The following is a 14022-nucleotide window of genomic DNA, read 5'->3' as shown; positions in this document are numbered from 1 at the left end:
CCGCGCGCGCGGGCGTTGGGCCAGGATGTCAGGAACGCATAAACATCGGAGGGGAACCCACGCATGAGCTACAACCAGCCGGGCCCGTACGGCGGGCAGCCCCAGCAGCCCGGACCGTACGGTCAGCCGGGACCCTACGGCCAGCCGCCGCAGGCACCCCAGCCCGGCTACGGCTACCCGCAGCAGGCCCCGCAGCCCGGCTACGGCTACCCGCAGCAGCCCCCGCAGGGTGTACCGCCCCAGACTCCCCCGTACGGCCAGCCCGGCCAGCCCGGCTACGGCCAGCAGCCCCCGCAGGCCCCCTACGGCTACCCGCAGCCCCCGGCCCCGGGCAGCGGCAAGAAGAAGACGGGCCTGATCATCGGTGCGGTGGCGGTGGTGGCGGCGATCGGGGTGGGCGCGTACTTCGTCCTGGGCGGCGGCGGGGGCGACGGGGGCCTGGCGGACGACGGCCCGCACAAGCTGACGACGCCGGAGTCGGTGATCAACGGCGAGTACAAGCGCATGGGCCCGGAGAAGCCGCCCGAGGACGCCTCCTCCAGCGACTCGGCGGATCTCGCCAAGGGCGGGATCAGTGACGCCAAGGGCGTCCAGGCCGTCTACTCGACCGTCGATCTCAGCGACCCCAGCAAACTGGACCCGGCCACGATCGCGTCGTCGAAGGCCGTTTCGTTCCTGGGCCTCTACGGCAAGGTGAAGGACCCGGAGGCCGCGATCGACAGCGCCTTCGCGAGCATGAAAAAGAACAAGGACTACGAGCAGCTGACGTTCGTCGGCGACGCGAAGTCGGTCAGCCCGGACGGACTCGACGGCGCTGTCATGAAGTGCCAGAAGGCCGAGGCCGACAACGCGCAGACGGGGAAGACCGACACCCAGTACATGTGCATGTGGGCCGACTACAGCACGATCGGCCTGGCGGTCCCCGCCGCAGGCGGCACGGGCATCTCCCTCGACGCCTCCGCGAAGGTCTCGGCAGACCTGCGCAAGGACATACGCGTCAAGATCTGACACACATCCTGACGACGAAGGGGCCCAGTCACCGGACTGGGCCCCTTCTGTGTCTTCGCCATATGGGGCGTCGTTACGCCGTCTTCTGCTCCCCCGGTCCCCGCCCGCGGGCATCGCGGGGGATCAGGGTCGGGTTGACGTTGGAGTGGACCGCTTCGGCGGTGATGACGACTCGGGCGACGTCCTTGCGGGACGGGACCTCGTACATCACCGACTGGAGGACCTCCTCCATGATGGCGCGCAGGCCGCGCGCGCCGGTCTGGCGGAGGATGGCCTGGTCGGCGATGGCCTCCAGGGCCTCCCGCTCGAAGTCCAGCTCCACACCGTCGAGTTCGAAGAGGCGCTGGTACTGCTTCATCAGCGCGTTCCGCGGCTCCACCAGGATCTGGAGCAGCGCCTCACGGTCCAGGTTGTGGACGGATGTGATGACGGGGAGGCGGCCGATGAACTCCGGGATCATCCCGAACTTCACCAGGTCCTCGGGCATGACGTCCTCGAACTGGTCCTTGGCTTCGATTTCCCGCTTCGAGCGGATCGTCGCCCCGAAGCCGATGCCCTTGGCGCCCGCCCGGGACTCGATGATCTTCTCAAGCCCCGCGAAGGCACCGCCCACGATGAACAGGACGTTCGTCGTGTCGATCTGGATGAACTCCTGGTGGGGGTGCTTGCGCCCGCCCTGCGGCGGCACCGAGGCCGTCGTGCCCTCCAGGATCTTCAGCAGCGCCTGCTGCACGCCCTCGCCGGAGACGTCACGCGTGATCGACGGGTTCTCGCTCTTGCGGGCGACCTTGTCGATCTCGTCGATGTAGATGATGCCGGTCTCGGCCTTCTTGACGTCGTAGTCCGCGGCCTGGATCAGCTTCAGCAGGATGTTCTCGACGTCCTCGCCGACATAGCCCGCCTCCGTCAGCGCCGTCGCGTCGGCGATGGCGAACGGGACGTTCAGCATGCGGGCCAGTGTCTGCGCCAGCAGGGTCTTGCCGGAGCCCGTGGGCCCCAGCAGGAGGATGTTGGACTTCGCCAACTCGATGGCGTCCTCACGCCCTTGGCCCCCGCCGTTGCTACCGGCCTGGACTCGTTTGTAGTGGTTGTACACAGCGACCGAGAGGGCTTTCTTCGCGGCCTCCTGGCCAACGACATAGCCCTCAAGGAACTCGTAGATCTCGCGGGGCTTGGGCAGTTCCTCCCAGCGCACCTCGCTCGTCTCGGCGAGTTCCTCCTCGATGATCTCGTTGCAGAGGTCGATGCACTCGTCGCAGATGTACACACCGGGGCCTGCGATGAGCTTCTTGACCTGCTTCTGGCTCTTGCCACAGAACGAGCACTTGAGCAGATCGCCGCCGTCACCGATGCGTGCCACGAGGTGCTTCCCCTTCGCCTGGGAGACGCTCGCGTAAGCGACTCCTGGTGCCTCATATCCGACGGTACCTTGCCGGGCCCCCCGTTCGGGCCCCCCTTGGCGCGGTTCACTTTGACGTGCGCCACGCCAAGGGGCGGCAAATGGTGTCGTGGTGGGTCAGACGACCGCGCCGTTGTTCATCTTCCGGGTGGAGATGATCTGGTCGATCAGGCCGTAGGACAGGGCGTCCTCAGCGGTCAGGATCTTGTCACGCTCGATGTCCTCGCGGATCTTCTCGATCGGCGTGGTCGAGTGCTTGGCGAGCATCTCCTCAAGCTGCGCACGCATCCGGAGGATCTCGTTCGCGGCGATCTCCAGGTCGGAGACCTGACCGCGGCCCGTCTCGCTGTACGGCTGGTGGATCAGCACGCGCGCGTTGGGCAGCGCCATGCGCTTGCCGGGCGTACCGGCGGCGAGCAGGATCGCCGCGGCCGACGCGGCCTGGCCCATGCACACCGTCTGGATGTCCGGCTTCACGAACTGCATCGTGTCGTAGATCGCGGTGAGCGCCGTGAAGGAGCCGCCGGGGCTGTTGATGTAGACGGAGATGTCACGGTCGGGGTCCATCGACTCCAGGCACAGGAGCTGTGCCATGACGTCGTTGGCCGACGCGTCGTCGATCTGCACCCCGAGGAAGATCACCCGCTCCTCGAAGAGCTTCGCGTACGGGTCGTACTCGCGCACGCCCTGCGAGGTGCGCTCGACGAAGCGCGGGATGACATAGCGGGACTCGGCCGTGGGGCCGGTGTACTGGGCCTGCGGACGGTCGTAGAGGCCGCTGCCGGGGAAGTCGTTCACTGTCTCTCCTGAAAGGGGCTGAGGCGGTCGGCTGTGGCTTCGGGGGCCGGCGGGACGGGTTTCCCCCGTCACGCCGCCCCGGTGCCGCCGCCGCCCGGCATACCGGCCGCGGTGGGCATGATGTCGTCGATCAGGCCGTACTCCTTGGCCTCGATCGGGTCGAACCAGCGGTCGCGGTCCGAGTCGCGAGTGATCTGCTCGACGGACTGGCCGGTGTGGAAGGAGGTCAGCTCCGCCATCCGCTTCTTGGTGTGCAGCAGCCGCTCGGCGTGGATCTTGATGTCCGACGCGGAGCCCGCGAGGCCGGCGGAGGGCTGGTGGATCAGGATCTCCGCGTTCGGCAGCGCGAAGCGCTTGCCGGGGGTGCCCGCGCTCAGCAGGAACTGGCCCATCGAGGCCGCCATGCCCATGGCGATCGTCACCACGTCGTTCTTGATGTACTGCATGGTGTCGTAGATCGCCATACCCGCGGTGATCGAGCCACCGGGGCTGTTGATGTAGAGGTAGATGTCCTTCTCCGGGTCGGAGGCAAGGAGCAGCAGCTGCGCCGTGATCTTGTTGGCGATGTCGTCGTCGACCGCCTGGCCGAGGAAGATGATCCGCTCGCCGAGCAGCCGGTTGTAGACCTGGTCGCCGAGGCCACCACCGATGGGGTCGCCGGCGGCTGAGGGCATCAGATTCGTCACGTATCCACCTGCTCGTCTTACGACGGCGCCGGGCCGTCTCACGTCTTCTGCTGGGGCGTGGAGCCCCACGTCCGCGCCGCCCCTCGGCGACCACGGGGACTCCCCTGCCCTCGTATTCATGGACCCTAACGCGCAGGCGGCCGGGGGCCATCCCGCACAGGGAACTGTTCGCTGTGAGCGCATGACGCGGCGCTTGGCCTGACCGGATACCTTGGCCCGCTGTTGCCTTGAAAACTGCCGTCGACTCGGTGCTGTGCCCACCCGTGCCGCCCAGCGGCACGCCTGCCCACAGCGGTGGGGGCGCGACTGCTTACAGCGGTGAGGGGCGCGCGACCGCCCCCGCGGCCTGGTCCTGTGCGGATACCGCTGTGGGCAGGCGTTCCGCACGGCGGAACGGGTGGGCACAGCCCGGAGTACCGGTGCGCTGGAAGGGGCGGGGGGGGGTACGCCGAGGGGCCCTGGCGCGGTTTTGTCCGGTCCAGGGCCCCTCAGGTTTACGCGTGGATCAGGCGTCGGCCTTGGGCGCCGCGGGCTCCTCGGAGGTGACGGCGTCGGCGACGGTCTCCGCCGCCTCCTCCTCGTCGTCCTCCAGGTCCACGGCCTCACCGTTCGTGTCCTTGACGGTCGCGGCCTCGACCACGACGGCCAGCGCCTTGCCCCGGGCGACCTCGCCCACGAGCATCGGCACCTGGTTGCCCTCGACAACCGCCTGCGCGAACTGGTCAGGGGACATGCCGGAGGACGCCGCACGCCGCATGAGGTGCTCGGTCAGCTCCTCCTGGTTGACGTTCAGCTTCTCCTTGTTGACCAGCTCGTCCAGGACGAACTGCGTCTTGATGCCCTTGACCGCCGCTTCCTTGGTCTCGGTCTCGAACTCCTCGGCGGTCTTGCCCTGGATCTCCAGGTACTTGTCGAGGGTCAGGCCCATCTGACCGAGCTGGTGGTGCTCCAGGTTGTGCTTGCGGGTGTTGATCTCGTCTTCGAGCAGCTTCTCGGGGACGGGCACCTCGACCAGTTCGAGCAGCTTCTCCAGGACGCGCTCCTGCGCCTGCGTGGCCTGGTCGTACTGCTTCATGTTCTCCAGGCGCTTGCGGCTGTCCGCCCGCATCTCGTCGAGCGTGTCGAACTCGGAGGCGAGCTGCGCGAACTCGTCGTCCAGTGCGGGCAGTTCACGGGCGGCGACCTGGCCGACCTTGACGGTGACCTCGGCCTCCTTGCCCTCGGCCGTGCCGCCCTTCAGCTCGGAGGTGAAGGTGGCCTCGCCACCGGCCTCCAGGCCCTTCACGGCGTCGTCGATGCCGTCGAGCAGCTCACCGGAGCCGATGGTGTAGGAGACGTCCTTGGCGACGCCGTCCTCCAGCACCTCGCCGTCGACCTTGGCCTCCAGGTCGATCGTGACGACGTCCCCGTCCTGGGCGGCGCGCTCGACCGGCGAGGTGGACGCGAAACGCTCGCGCAGCTCCTCGACGGCCTTGTCGACGTCCTCTTCGGTGACCTCGACCGCGTCGACCTCGACCTCGATGCCGGAGTAGTCCGGAATCTCGATGGCCGGGCGGACGTCGACCTCGGCGGTGAAGTTCAGCGTCTCGCCGTCCTTCAGCTCCGTGATGTCGACCTCGGGCTGGCCGAGCACGTTCAGCTCGGCGTTGTTGACGGCGTCGGTGTAGAACTTCGGGAGCGCGTCGTTGACGGCCTCCTCCAGGACGGCACCCCGACCGAACCGCTGGTCGATGACGCGGGCCGGAATCTTGCCCTTCCTGAACCCCTTCACCGTGACCTGCTGGTTGATCTTCTTGTACGCCGCGTCGAGGCTGTCCTTGAGCTCCTCGAAGGGCACCTCGACAGTGAGCCGAACCCGGGTCGGGTTCAGGGTCTCCACGGCGCTCTTCACGGTTCGGTCTCCTTGTGGCTGACTTCTTGGGGTTCTGCCGGCCGCTCCCGGATCGGAGAGCCTCGGCGGATTCGCGCCCTGAGAGACGTTCGGAAACGTGCGGACATACGGGCGCGCAGTTTGCATAGTAGCCGCAGGCGGTACACGCCCCAAAAGGTGATCTTGACGCTGGTCGGGGTGGCGGGATTTGAACCCACGGCCTTCCGCTCCCAAAGCGGACGCGCTACCAAGCTGCGCCACACCCCGTCGGTGCGACACGTAGGGTACATGCCCACAGGCAGTGCGGCTCCCGCATTACGCGACGCCCCGCCGGGGGCGGGAATGCGGTGTGCGGCGAGAGGGTCCGACCCGCTACGATGCTGCCTGTGCCGCGGTCCGTGACCTGCGGCGCGACGCATGCGGGCGTAGCTCAATGGTAGAGCCCTAGTCTTCCAAACTAGCTACGCGGGTTCGATTCCCGTCGCCCGCTCCACAGCCTTCCGGCCCGGTCACCGCGCTTACCCGCGGGGACCGGGCCGAAGCCGTTCTTGTGGACCCGGGGTGGACTCTTGTGGACTCGGGGGCGGCTGCGAGAGGGCGCGCGGGGTCGCTCGCGGGTCGCTGCGGGGGCGCACGGGGGTCACTCCGGGAGCGTGGGGCGCATCTGACCGGAATCCATCGGTCCTGATCGCCCCAGCCGCCCCGCCGACAGCCCGTTCACCACGACGGCCGCGTCGACTCCTGTCCCCGCCGATCCCGGGTCCCCCGGGTCAGAAGCTGATCGAGTTGATCGTCTGGGCTATCGAGTCGAGGAACCGCTGGATCGACGGCGCCATCCCGCTCGACGCGAGGAAGAAGCCGAAGAGCACCGCGACGATCGCGGGTCCCGCCTTGATGGATCCCCCGCGGATCAGCACCACAAGGATGATCGCCAACAGCAACACCACTGACAGCGAAATGGCCACACTGATCACACACCCTCGGTCGGTCCGCTCTCCCGGCCCGGGGGTCCGCGCACGCACACCCCCGCCAGAACCATCGTGCCACCAACGCGCCCGCCCTATGCGACACGTGACGCATCGTCGGCCACGCGCGCGCGTGTGCGAGACACCGGCCGGACGGCGCCACCGCCCCCCGAGGGCCGCCGCACCCGTGAACTCAAGCCGCCCGCAAGAGAATTCGGCAAACCCACGCCAACCCTCTTTCGATCCAATCGTTTCCATGTCCACACATCACGTTCGCAGGTAATTCGAATTGTAATCGGCGACACATCACCGCCGCCTCCGACACTGCTTCGACGGCGGTACGTACGCCAACGAACCCGACATTTCACCAGAGTCGGCCGCAGGCGTTATGCGCCCTTTAAGGGGGATGAGAGTGGACGTAACCGTCAATATCGGTGCAGCGCAGAGGGATTCACGCCGGCAGGAGGACTTCCCCCCATCCTGGGTACGCGCACTACATGCAAGGAAATCCCCGGAATACGTCAGGAGAGGTTTTACGGAATCCCACCGCCGACGCTAAGGTGCCTCAGATGTTTCACATTGCCACGCCCCGAGCGGGTGCGGTGAGGTCCCGGCTCGTCTCCCCCAGCTCTTGGTGGGAGGGCCTGTGACGAACTCGCTGCGACCGCACGGCCACTCCGGCACACCGCTCCCCCAGGCCAGGGAGCCCGCCGCCGAAACGCCGGCCTCCCGCTCCCCCCGCTCCCCCCTCCCCGCATCCCCCCGCACGGCGGCCTCCGCCCCCGCCCCGGCCGCCCCCGAGCGGCAGCGCGACGCGTTCTTCGACAACGCGAAGTACCTCGCGATCGTCCTGGTCGCGATGGGCCACGCATGGGAACCCCTGACGGACACCGGCCGCACGGCCGAGGCGCTCTACATGACCGTCTACACCTTCCACATGCCGGCCTTCATCCTCATCTCCGGCTACTTCTCCCGCAGTTTCGACATGCGGCCCGACCGGCTGCGCCGGCTGATCACCGGAGTCGCCGTCCCCTACGTCCTTTTCGAGGTCGCCTACACCTTCTTCAAACGGTGGGCCGACGACGATCCCACGCAGCCCATCAGCCTGCTCGACCCCTGGTACCTCACCTGGTTCCTGATCGCCCTGTTCGTGTGGCGGCTCACCACACCGCTGTGGAAGATCGTCCGGTGGCCGGTGCCGCTGGCCCTCGCCATCGCCGTCCTCGCCTCGGTCTCCCCCGACATCGGCGACGACCTGGACCTTCAGCGCGTACTCCAGTTCCTCCCTTTCTTCGTCGTCGGCCTGTGCATGAAACCGGAACACTTCCAGCTGCTGCGGCACCGCACGGTCCGACTGCTGGCCCTGCCGGTCTTCGCCGGCGCGCTCGCCGTGGCCTACTGGGCCGCTCCGCGCATGAACACCGCCTGGTTCTACCACCGTGACAGCGCCCAGGAGCTGGGCGCGCCCTGGTGGGCCGGCGCCGTGATGACCTTGGCGCTCTTCGGCGCTTCCATCGTCCTCACCGCCTGCTTCTTCGCCTGGGTGCCACGGCGCCGGATGTGGTTCACGGTCCTCGGCGCGGGCACGCTGTACGGCTATCTGCTGCACGGCTTCCTCGCCAAGGGCTCCCGCTTCTGGGGCTGGTACGACGACTACGCCTGGCTGCGTGAGCCCTACGGCCAGGTGCTCGTGACCCTCGTCGCCGCCGTCGTCGTGACCCTCCTGTGCACCCCTCCCGTACGGCGTGTGTTCCGCTTCGCCATGGAGCCCACCATGGCGTGGGCCTTCAAGCGGGACGCCGCAGAACTGGCCCGCGACCGCACCGCCGACCGCTCCGTGAAGAGCCCCGTCTGAGTCAGAGCGGCGGCAGGCCCAGGAGGCGGCGCATCGCCGCGTACTTACGGGTCAGCCGGGCGCGGGTGTGCTCGTCGAGTACGGCGAGACGGGCCGGGTCTGCGTTGTGCGCGAGGTCCGACTCCTTGACCACGAGGGCCCCCGGGGTGTCCAGGATCCGCTGGGCGTACGACTCCGGGGGCTCGTCCTCCCGCTTGGTGAGCGCCAGGACGATGGTCTTGGTCAGCGCGGTGAGCGCGGCGCGGTCGAGCCACTCGGCGCTCAGCGCGTCGTCCTCCACGGCGTCATGGAGCCAGGCCGCCGCGATCTCCTCCTCGGAACCGCCCCGGTCCCGCACCCCGTCGGCCACCGCCTGAAGATGTTCGCTGTACGGGCGGCCCGCCTTGTCGGTCTGCCCGGCGTGCGCTTCCCGGGCCACCGCCTCGACCTCGGCCAGGGTCAGATACGGCTGCGGCATGCGAGCCCCTCTTCCGGTGTTCCGTGTCACTGCCGCCGACCCTAACGACGCCCGGCCCCCGGCTCCATGGCCCGGGGCACCGAACCCCCCTCCCTCCGCTCAGCCCCGTGCGTCCGCCGCGCGCAGGGCCGCCCGCGCCGGAAGCGTGGCCGCGGTGAGCCCGAGGACGAGGATCGCCGCCGCGAAGGATCCGTAGACCAGCGGGGGTATGTAAGGGCTCTCGCCGGTCAGGCCCTTCATCATCGGTATCAGGGTGGCGAGCGCGATGGCCGTGCCCAGGACGATGCCGGCGCCCGCGACGAGCAGGGCCTCCCAGTGGATCATCCGCATCACCTGGCTGCGGGTGGAGCCGATCAGGCGGAGGGTGCCCAGTTCGCGGCGGCGGGCGAGGACGGTCATCACCAGGGTGTTGCCGGCGGCGACGGCGGCGAAGCCGCCGAGCACGGCCGCCATGGTGGTGTTCGCCCAGGCGTTCAGCTCCCGGTCGAGGGAGGCCGCCGTGGTGTAGTCGCCCCGGTCCAGGACCGTGCCGAACCCGGCGAGGGCGTCGGCGCCGCCGCCCTTCGTCCATATCTCCGTGTCGGACGCGTCGGTCACATGGCCGGTCAAGTCCTCGCGGGGAAGGGTGACTTGGGAGAGGCCGAGGCCCCGGCCGTAGACCGCGGTGACCAGCGGGGACGCTTCGGTGCCGTCCGGCAGCCGCAGCTTCAGCCGGTCGCCGACCTCGACATGGGCCGAGCGCGCGAGGCTCGCGTCCAGGGCGATGCGGCCGGGCCGCAGGTCCAGGGCGCCCTCGCGGACGTCCAGGTCCTGCACCCGGGTCAGGTCGCGGACCGATGCGGTGACTCCCTGGGCGGACGCGGTCTGCAGCCAGCGGTCGCCGCCGGAGCCCAGGGAGACCAGGAGCGAGGTCTTCAGGAGGCCGACGGCCGCGGTGACCCCGGGCCGCCCGGCCACCTCGGTGACCGCGCCGGGTGCCGGGCCTCCGGCCGGTCGCACGATGTGGTCGGCGACGATGCCGGCCCGCTGCTGGCGCTCAGTGGCCCGGTCCTCGCTGCTGTGCATGAACACGAGCGTCGACGAGAAGGCCATCGCCAGCACGATCGGGGTGATCGCGGAGGCCAGACGGCGCGCGTTGGTACGGGAGTTGGCCGCGGCGAGCGAAGCGGACGCTCCCGCGCCGCGCAACGGCAGCCCGAACAGCTCCGCGCAGGCGCGGGCGACCAGGGGGCCGAGCAGGGCGACGGCGAGCATGAAGAGCATGACGACGCCCAGCGCGGCGTTGGCCGCGTCCTCGCCGGTCGCGGACGCGGCGAGCCCGGCGCACACACAGCCGCCGACGGCCGCCGCGACGCCCAGGGGCGTGCGGATCCAGCCGGGGCGCAGGCGTTCCGTCGCCGCCTCGGCCAGCGCCTGTCCCGGCTTGATGCGGGCCGGGCGGAACGCGGCCGACCAGCCCGCGAGGAGTGCGGTGACCAGTACCGTGCCGACGGCGGTCAGCAGGGGGATCCAGGACACGGTGAGGTCGACCGCGCGCGGGATCGCGCCCTTGTCCTGGAGCTGCCCGAACCACCAGGTGGCCAGGGCGATGCCGGGCAGACAGCCGAGCAGGCCCGCGAGGGGTGCGACGAGCAGGGCCTCGGTGGCGACGGTGCGGCGGATCTGGCGTGGTGTGGTGCCGATCGCCCGCAGCAGTGCGAATTCGCGGGACCGCTGGCCCACGGAGAGCGCGACCGTACCGGCGGCGGTGAAGACGGCGACCATCGTGGCGACACCGCCGAAGGAGCCGCCGATTCCGCTGAGGAGTTCCTTGGCCCCCGCCAGCGAGGCGTCCTCGACGGCGCCCCGGTCGTCGCCGGTGTGGACCTCGGCCCGCTTGCCCAGGGCGTCGGCGACCTGGGATTTCAGCGTGGCCGCGCTCACCCCGTCGCGGGGCAGGACGGCGATGGCGTCGATGGTGCCCGGGTGGCCGGAGGCACCGATCGCCTCGGAGTCCGTGAACCACACGGTGGGTGTGGTCTGTCCGTCGGTGGGGGTCACGAGCCCGGAGACCCGGACGGTGTGCGGGCCGTCGGCCGTGGTGAGGGTGATCCGCTCGCCCACCTGCGCCTGCCGCCCGGCCGCCGCGCCAGAGGCGCCGGTCGTCAGCACCACCTCGCCCCGGCCCGGCGCCCGGCCTTCCGTCAGCTTCTCGCCGGTGAACCCCGTCGAGCCCCAGCCGTGTCCCGTATAGGGGCCCTGGTCGGACCGGACCGGGAAGGTGACGTCGGCGATCGCCGCCCGCGCGCCCGGCACCGAACCGGCCTTCGCGACCAGGGAATTGTCCAGCCGGGCGCGGTCCGGGAGGGGCGTCGCCGTGTCGACGCGGCTCTCGCCCCGGCCGGTGACGAAGTGGGCCTGCTGGTCGGCCGCGGCCAGGACGGGGGCGCCCGCATAGCGCGCGGGCGGTACCGAGGCCCGTAGCCCCGTCTCCAGGAGGATGCCGCAGGCAGCCACGATCATGGCGGCCATCGCGAGCGCGACGAACGTACCGACGAAGGCCGCCGGTTTGAAGCGGACGGCCGCTCGCGCCAGGCCGTTGGGAGCGAACATCAGGCCGCCGCCCCCGCCGGGACACGGGCCGTCAGCGCGGTCATGCGGGCGGCGATCCGCTGGGCGGACGCGCGCTCCAGGCAGTCGACGATCGAGCCGTCGGCGAGGAACAGCACGCGGTCGGCCCAGGCCGCCGCCCCCGGGTCGTGCGTGACCATCACGACCGTGGCGCCCAGGTGGTCGACGGCCGAGCGCAGCAGGCCGAGGATCTCGGTCGCGGTCGTGGTGTCGAGGGCGCCGGTCGGCTCGTCGGCGAAGATCACGTCGGGCCGGGTGACCAGGGCGCGCGCGATGGCGACGCGCTGCTGCTGGCCGCCGGAGAGCTGACCCGGACGCCGCCGGCCCTTGTCTCCGAGGCCGACCTGGTCGAGGACCTCGGCGGCGCGGCGGCGGTCGGGGCGGTGGCCCGCGAGCCGCATCGGCAGCACCACGTTCTGCTCGACGGTCAGGGACGGCAGCAGATTGAACGACTGGAAGACGAAGCCGAGGCGGGCGCGGCGCAGGGCCGTCAGACGGTTCTCGCTCATGCCCGTGATCTCCGTGCCGGCCAGGTGGACCGTGCCGTCCGTGGGGCGGTCGAGGCCCGCCGCGCACTGGAGGAACGTGGACTTGCCGGAGCCGGACGGGCCCATCACCGCGGTGAAGCTGCCCCGGGCGAGGGCGACGTCTATGCCGCGCAGGGCGTGCACGGCGGAACTCCCCCTGCCGTACCGCCTGCGGACACCGCGCAGTTCCACGGCGCGCTGCTCGGGCACCGGAGCGCCCGCCGGAACCGGGTGGGGTCCCGTCCGGTCCGCGTGAGCCGGGCGCCGCGCCTCCCGCTCCGTCGACCGCGCGGCACTCTTCTTTCGCAGGGCCATGTCCGGGCCACCTTCCGTCCTCGTACGTCCGTGTTCGCATCCGTGATCGACTTCGCGATCGATGCTTCGACCGTACGGAGCCCAGGACCCCCCGGACCATGAGGTACACCGCCAAGTCAGGGTGGGGAGAACCCCACCTCCGACCCCACCCACTGGCCTCAGTCACCTCCCCGACCCCAGGCCGACATCCCTCCGATACTTTCTATGTCAATCATTTGGTAAGCTAACTATTGACGCTTTCTTGACACCCCCTTTGCCATGCTCACAAAGGAGAGAAGCCCATCGGACACGCAGACACCCTGATCGCCATGGGTGGGGCCTTTCTCGCCGCCGCCGTCCTCGCTCGGCTCGGCGGTCGTATCGGACTCCCCACCATTCCGCTCTTCATCCTGGCCGGGATCCTGCTCGGCCCGCACACACCCGGCATCGTGCTGGTCGCCGACCCGCACGACCTGGAGATGCTCTCCGCGCTCGGCCTGGTGCTGCTGCTGTTCTACCTCGGCCTCGAATTCCACATGGACGACCTCAAATCCGGCGGTCGCCGGATGGCGCTCGCCGGGGGCACCTACCTCGCGCTGAACGTCGGCGCGGGCCTGGGTTTCGGATTCGCCCTCGGCTGGGGCACGTCCGAGGCGCTGGTGCTCGCCGGGGTCCTGGGCATCTCGTCGTCCGCGATCGTCACCAAGGTGCTCGTCGACACCGGGCGCCTCGGCAACCCCGAGACCAAACCGATCCTCGGCATCATCGTCGTCGAGGACATCTTCCTGGCCCTCTATCTGGCCGCGCTCCAGCCGATCCTGTCCGGCGCCGACAGTCTCGCCTCCGCGGTGATGGACGGCGGCAAGGCCTTCGGATTCCTCCTGCTGCTCGCGCTCGCCGCCCGATTCGGTACGAAGGTCGTGGGCCGGCTGTTCGCCGTCAAGGACGACGAGCTGCTGGTGATCTCGTTCCTCGGCGCCGCCGTACTGGTCGCCGGGGTGTCGGAGTGGTTCGGCGTCGCGGACGCGATCGGCGCGTTCATGGTCGGTCTGATGCTCGGCAGTACGGCGTCCGGTGAGCGCATCCGCAAGCTGGTGCACCCGCTGCGGGACGCGTTCGGCGCGATCTTCTTCTTCGCGTTCGGGCTGTCCATCGACCCGGGCGACCTGCCGGTGGTGCTGTGGCCGGTGCTGGCCGCGGTGGCGCTGACGCTCGTCATGAACGTGCTGGCGGGGCTCGGCGCGGCGCGGCTGTACGGGTTCGGAGCCGGGCCCGCCGCGAATATCGCGACCACGCTTCTCGCGCGCGGGGAGTTCGCGTTGATTCTCGCGACGATGGCCGCAGGCGCCGCCGGGATGGACAGCCGGTTGTCGCCGTTCATCGCCGGGTATGTGCTGGTGCTTGCCGTGCTGGGGCCGATGGCTGCGGGGCGTTCGCACTGGCTCGCACGGATCTTGCCCGGCCGGAAGTCGGGGGGCGACGGTCCCAAGGGTGGGAGTCCTGTGCTGGCCGACGCTTCTGTGTGACCGCCGGTCGGTCAAGCCTCGCGGGAG

11 protein-coding genes and 2 tRNA genes are annotated in these 14022 nt (G+C 69.8%); 4 read left to right on the top strand and 9 right to left on the bottom strand.

Annotated elements, in window-relative coordinates; all coding sequences use genetic code 11:
- Nucleotides 1-63: 63 nt before the first annotated feature.
- Nucleotides 64-1008 carry a hypothetical protein gene (locus ACIQNU_RS01945; protein ID WP_401359778.1) on the top strand — a complete coding sequence of 315 codons (945 nt, stop codon included), beginning with the start codon at nucleotides 64-66 and terminating at the stop codon, nucleotides 1006-1008.
- Between the two features lie 73 nt (nucleotides 1009-1081).
- Here the strand turns inward: ACIQNU_RS01945 and clpX are convergent, their stop codons facing one another.
- From clpX to ACIQNU_RS01920, 5 genes are all read right to left on the bottom strand, one after another.
- Nucleotides 1082-2368, bottom strand: a complete 1287-nt coding sequence (gene clpX, locus ACIQNU_RS01940) for an ATP-dependent Clp protease ATP-binding subunit ClpX (RefSeq protein ID WP_401359776.1) — start codon at nucleotides 2366-2368, stop codon at nucleotides 1082-1084.
- Between the two features lie 156 nt (nucleotides 2369-2524).
- The gene (locus ACIQNU_RS01935; RefSeq protein ID WP_401359774.1) at nucleotides 2525-3205 is read right to left on the bottom strand and encodes an ATP-dependent Clp protease proteolytic subunit; all 681 of its coding nucleotides are present in this window, start codon (nucleotides 3203-3205) and stop codon (nucleotides 2525-2527) included.
- A 68-nt stretch (nucleotides 3206-3273) separates the two neighbouring features.
- Nucleotides 3274-3879 carry an ATP-dependent Clp protease proteolytic subunit gene (locus ACIQNU_RS01930; protein ID WP_401362368.1) on the bottom strand — a complete coding sequence of 202 codons (606 nt, stop codon included), beginning with the start codon at nucleotides 3877-3879 and terminating at the stop codon, nucleotides 3274-3276.
- 517 nt (nucleotides 3880-4396) lie between these two features.
- Nucleotides 4397-5782 carry a trigger factor gene (gene tig, locus ACIQNU_RS01925; RefSeq protein WP_401359772.1) on the bottom strand — a complete coding sequence of 462 codons (1386 nt, stop codon included), beginning with the start codon at nucleotides 5780-5782 and terminating at the stop codon, nucleotides 4397-4399.
- Between the two features lie 169 nt (nucleotides 5783-5951).
- A tRNA-Pro gene (locus ACIQNU_RS01920) sits at nucleotides 5952-6028 on the bottom strand.
- A gap of 152 nt (nucleotides 6029-6180) precedes the next feature.
- Here ACIQNU_RS01920 and ACIQNU_RS01915 point away from each other — a divergent pair.
- Nucleotides 6181-6254, top strand: a tRNA-Gly gene (locus ACIQNU_RS01915).
- Between the two features lie 277 nt (nucleotides 6255-6531).
- On the opposite strand, the gene ACIQNU_RS01910 is transcribed toward ACIQNU_RS01915, so the two are convergent.
- On the bottom strand, nucleotides 6532-6726 hold the full coding sequence (locus ACIQNU_RS01910; protein WP_389881636.1) for a hypothetical protein: 195 nt from the start codon (nucleotides 6724-6726) through the stop codon (nucleotides 6532-6534).
- Between the two features lie 646 nt (nucleotides 6727-7372).
- Between ACIQNU_RS01910 and ACIQNU_RS01905 the strand changes: the two genes are divergently transcribed.
- Nucleotides 7373-8581, top strand: coding sequence for an acyltransferase family protein (locus ACIQNU_RS01905; RefSeq protein WP_401359770.1), 1209 nt, complete (start codon nucleotides 7373-7375; stop codon nucleotides 8579-8581).
- Nucleotide 8582: 1 nt separating this feature from the next.
- Here the strand turns inward: ACIQNU_RS01905 and ACIQNU_RS01900 are convergent, their stop codons facing one another.
- The 3 genes from ACIQNU_RS01900 to ACIQNU_RS01890 form a co-directional block, all read right to left on the bottom strand.
- Nucleotides 8583-9038: an HD domain-containing protein gene (locus tag ACIQNU_RS01900; protein ID WP_401359767.1), complete on the bottom strand. Its 456-nt coding sequence runs from the start codon at nucleotides 9036-9038 to the stop codon at nucleotides 8583-8585.
- A gap of 99 nt (nucleotides 9039-9137) precedes the next feature.
- The gene (locus ACIQNU_RS01895) at nucleotides 9138-11630 is read right to left on the bottom strand and encodes an ABC transporter permease (protein WP_401359764.1); all 2493 of its coding nucleotides are present in this window, start codon (nucleotides 11628-11630) and stop codon (nucleotides 9138-9140) included.
- The gene (locus ACIQNU_RS01890; protein WP_401359762.1) at nucleotides 11630-12490 is read right to left on the bottom strand and encodes an ABC transporter ATP-binding protein; all 861 of its coding nucleotides are present in this window, start codon (nucleotides 12488-12490) and stop codon (nucleotides 11630-11632) included. The genes ACIQNU_RS01895 and ACIQNU_RS01890 overlap by 1 nt, the downstream gene beginning before the upstream one ends.
- A gap of 308 nt (nucleotides 12491-12798) precedes the next feature.
- On the opposite strand from ACIQNU_RS01890, the gene ACIQNU_RS01885 reads away from it, so the two are divergent.
- Complete coding sequence (locus ACIQNU_RS01885) at nucleotides 12799-13995, top strand: cation:proton antiporter (RefSeq protein WP_401359760.1); 1197 nt, start codon at nucleotides 12799-12801, stop codon at nucleotides 13993-13995.
- Nucleotides 13996-14022: the final 27 nt, after the last annotated feature.

It is taken from the genome of Streptomyces sp. NPDC091292, from assembly GCF_044757265.1.
In the GTDB taxonomy this organism is placed as follows: Bacteria; Actinomycetota; Actinomycetes; order Streptomycetales; family Streptomycetaceae; genus Streptomyces.
This window is presented reverse-complemented; position numbering and strand designations above follow the sequence as displayed.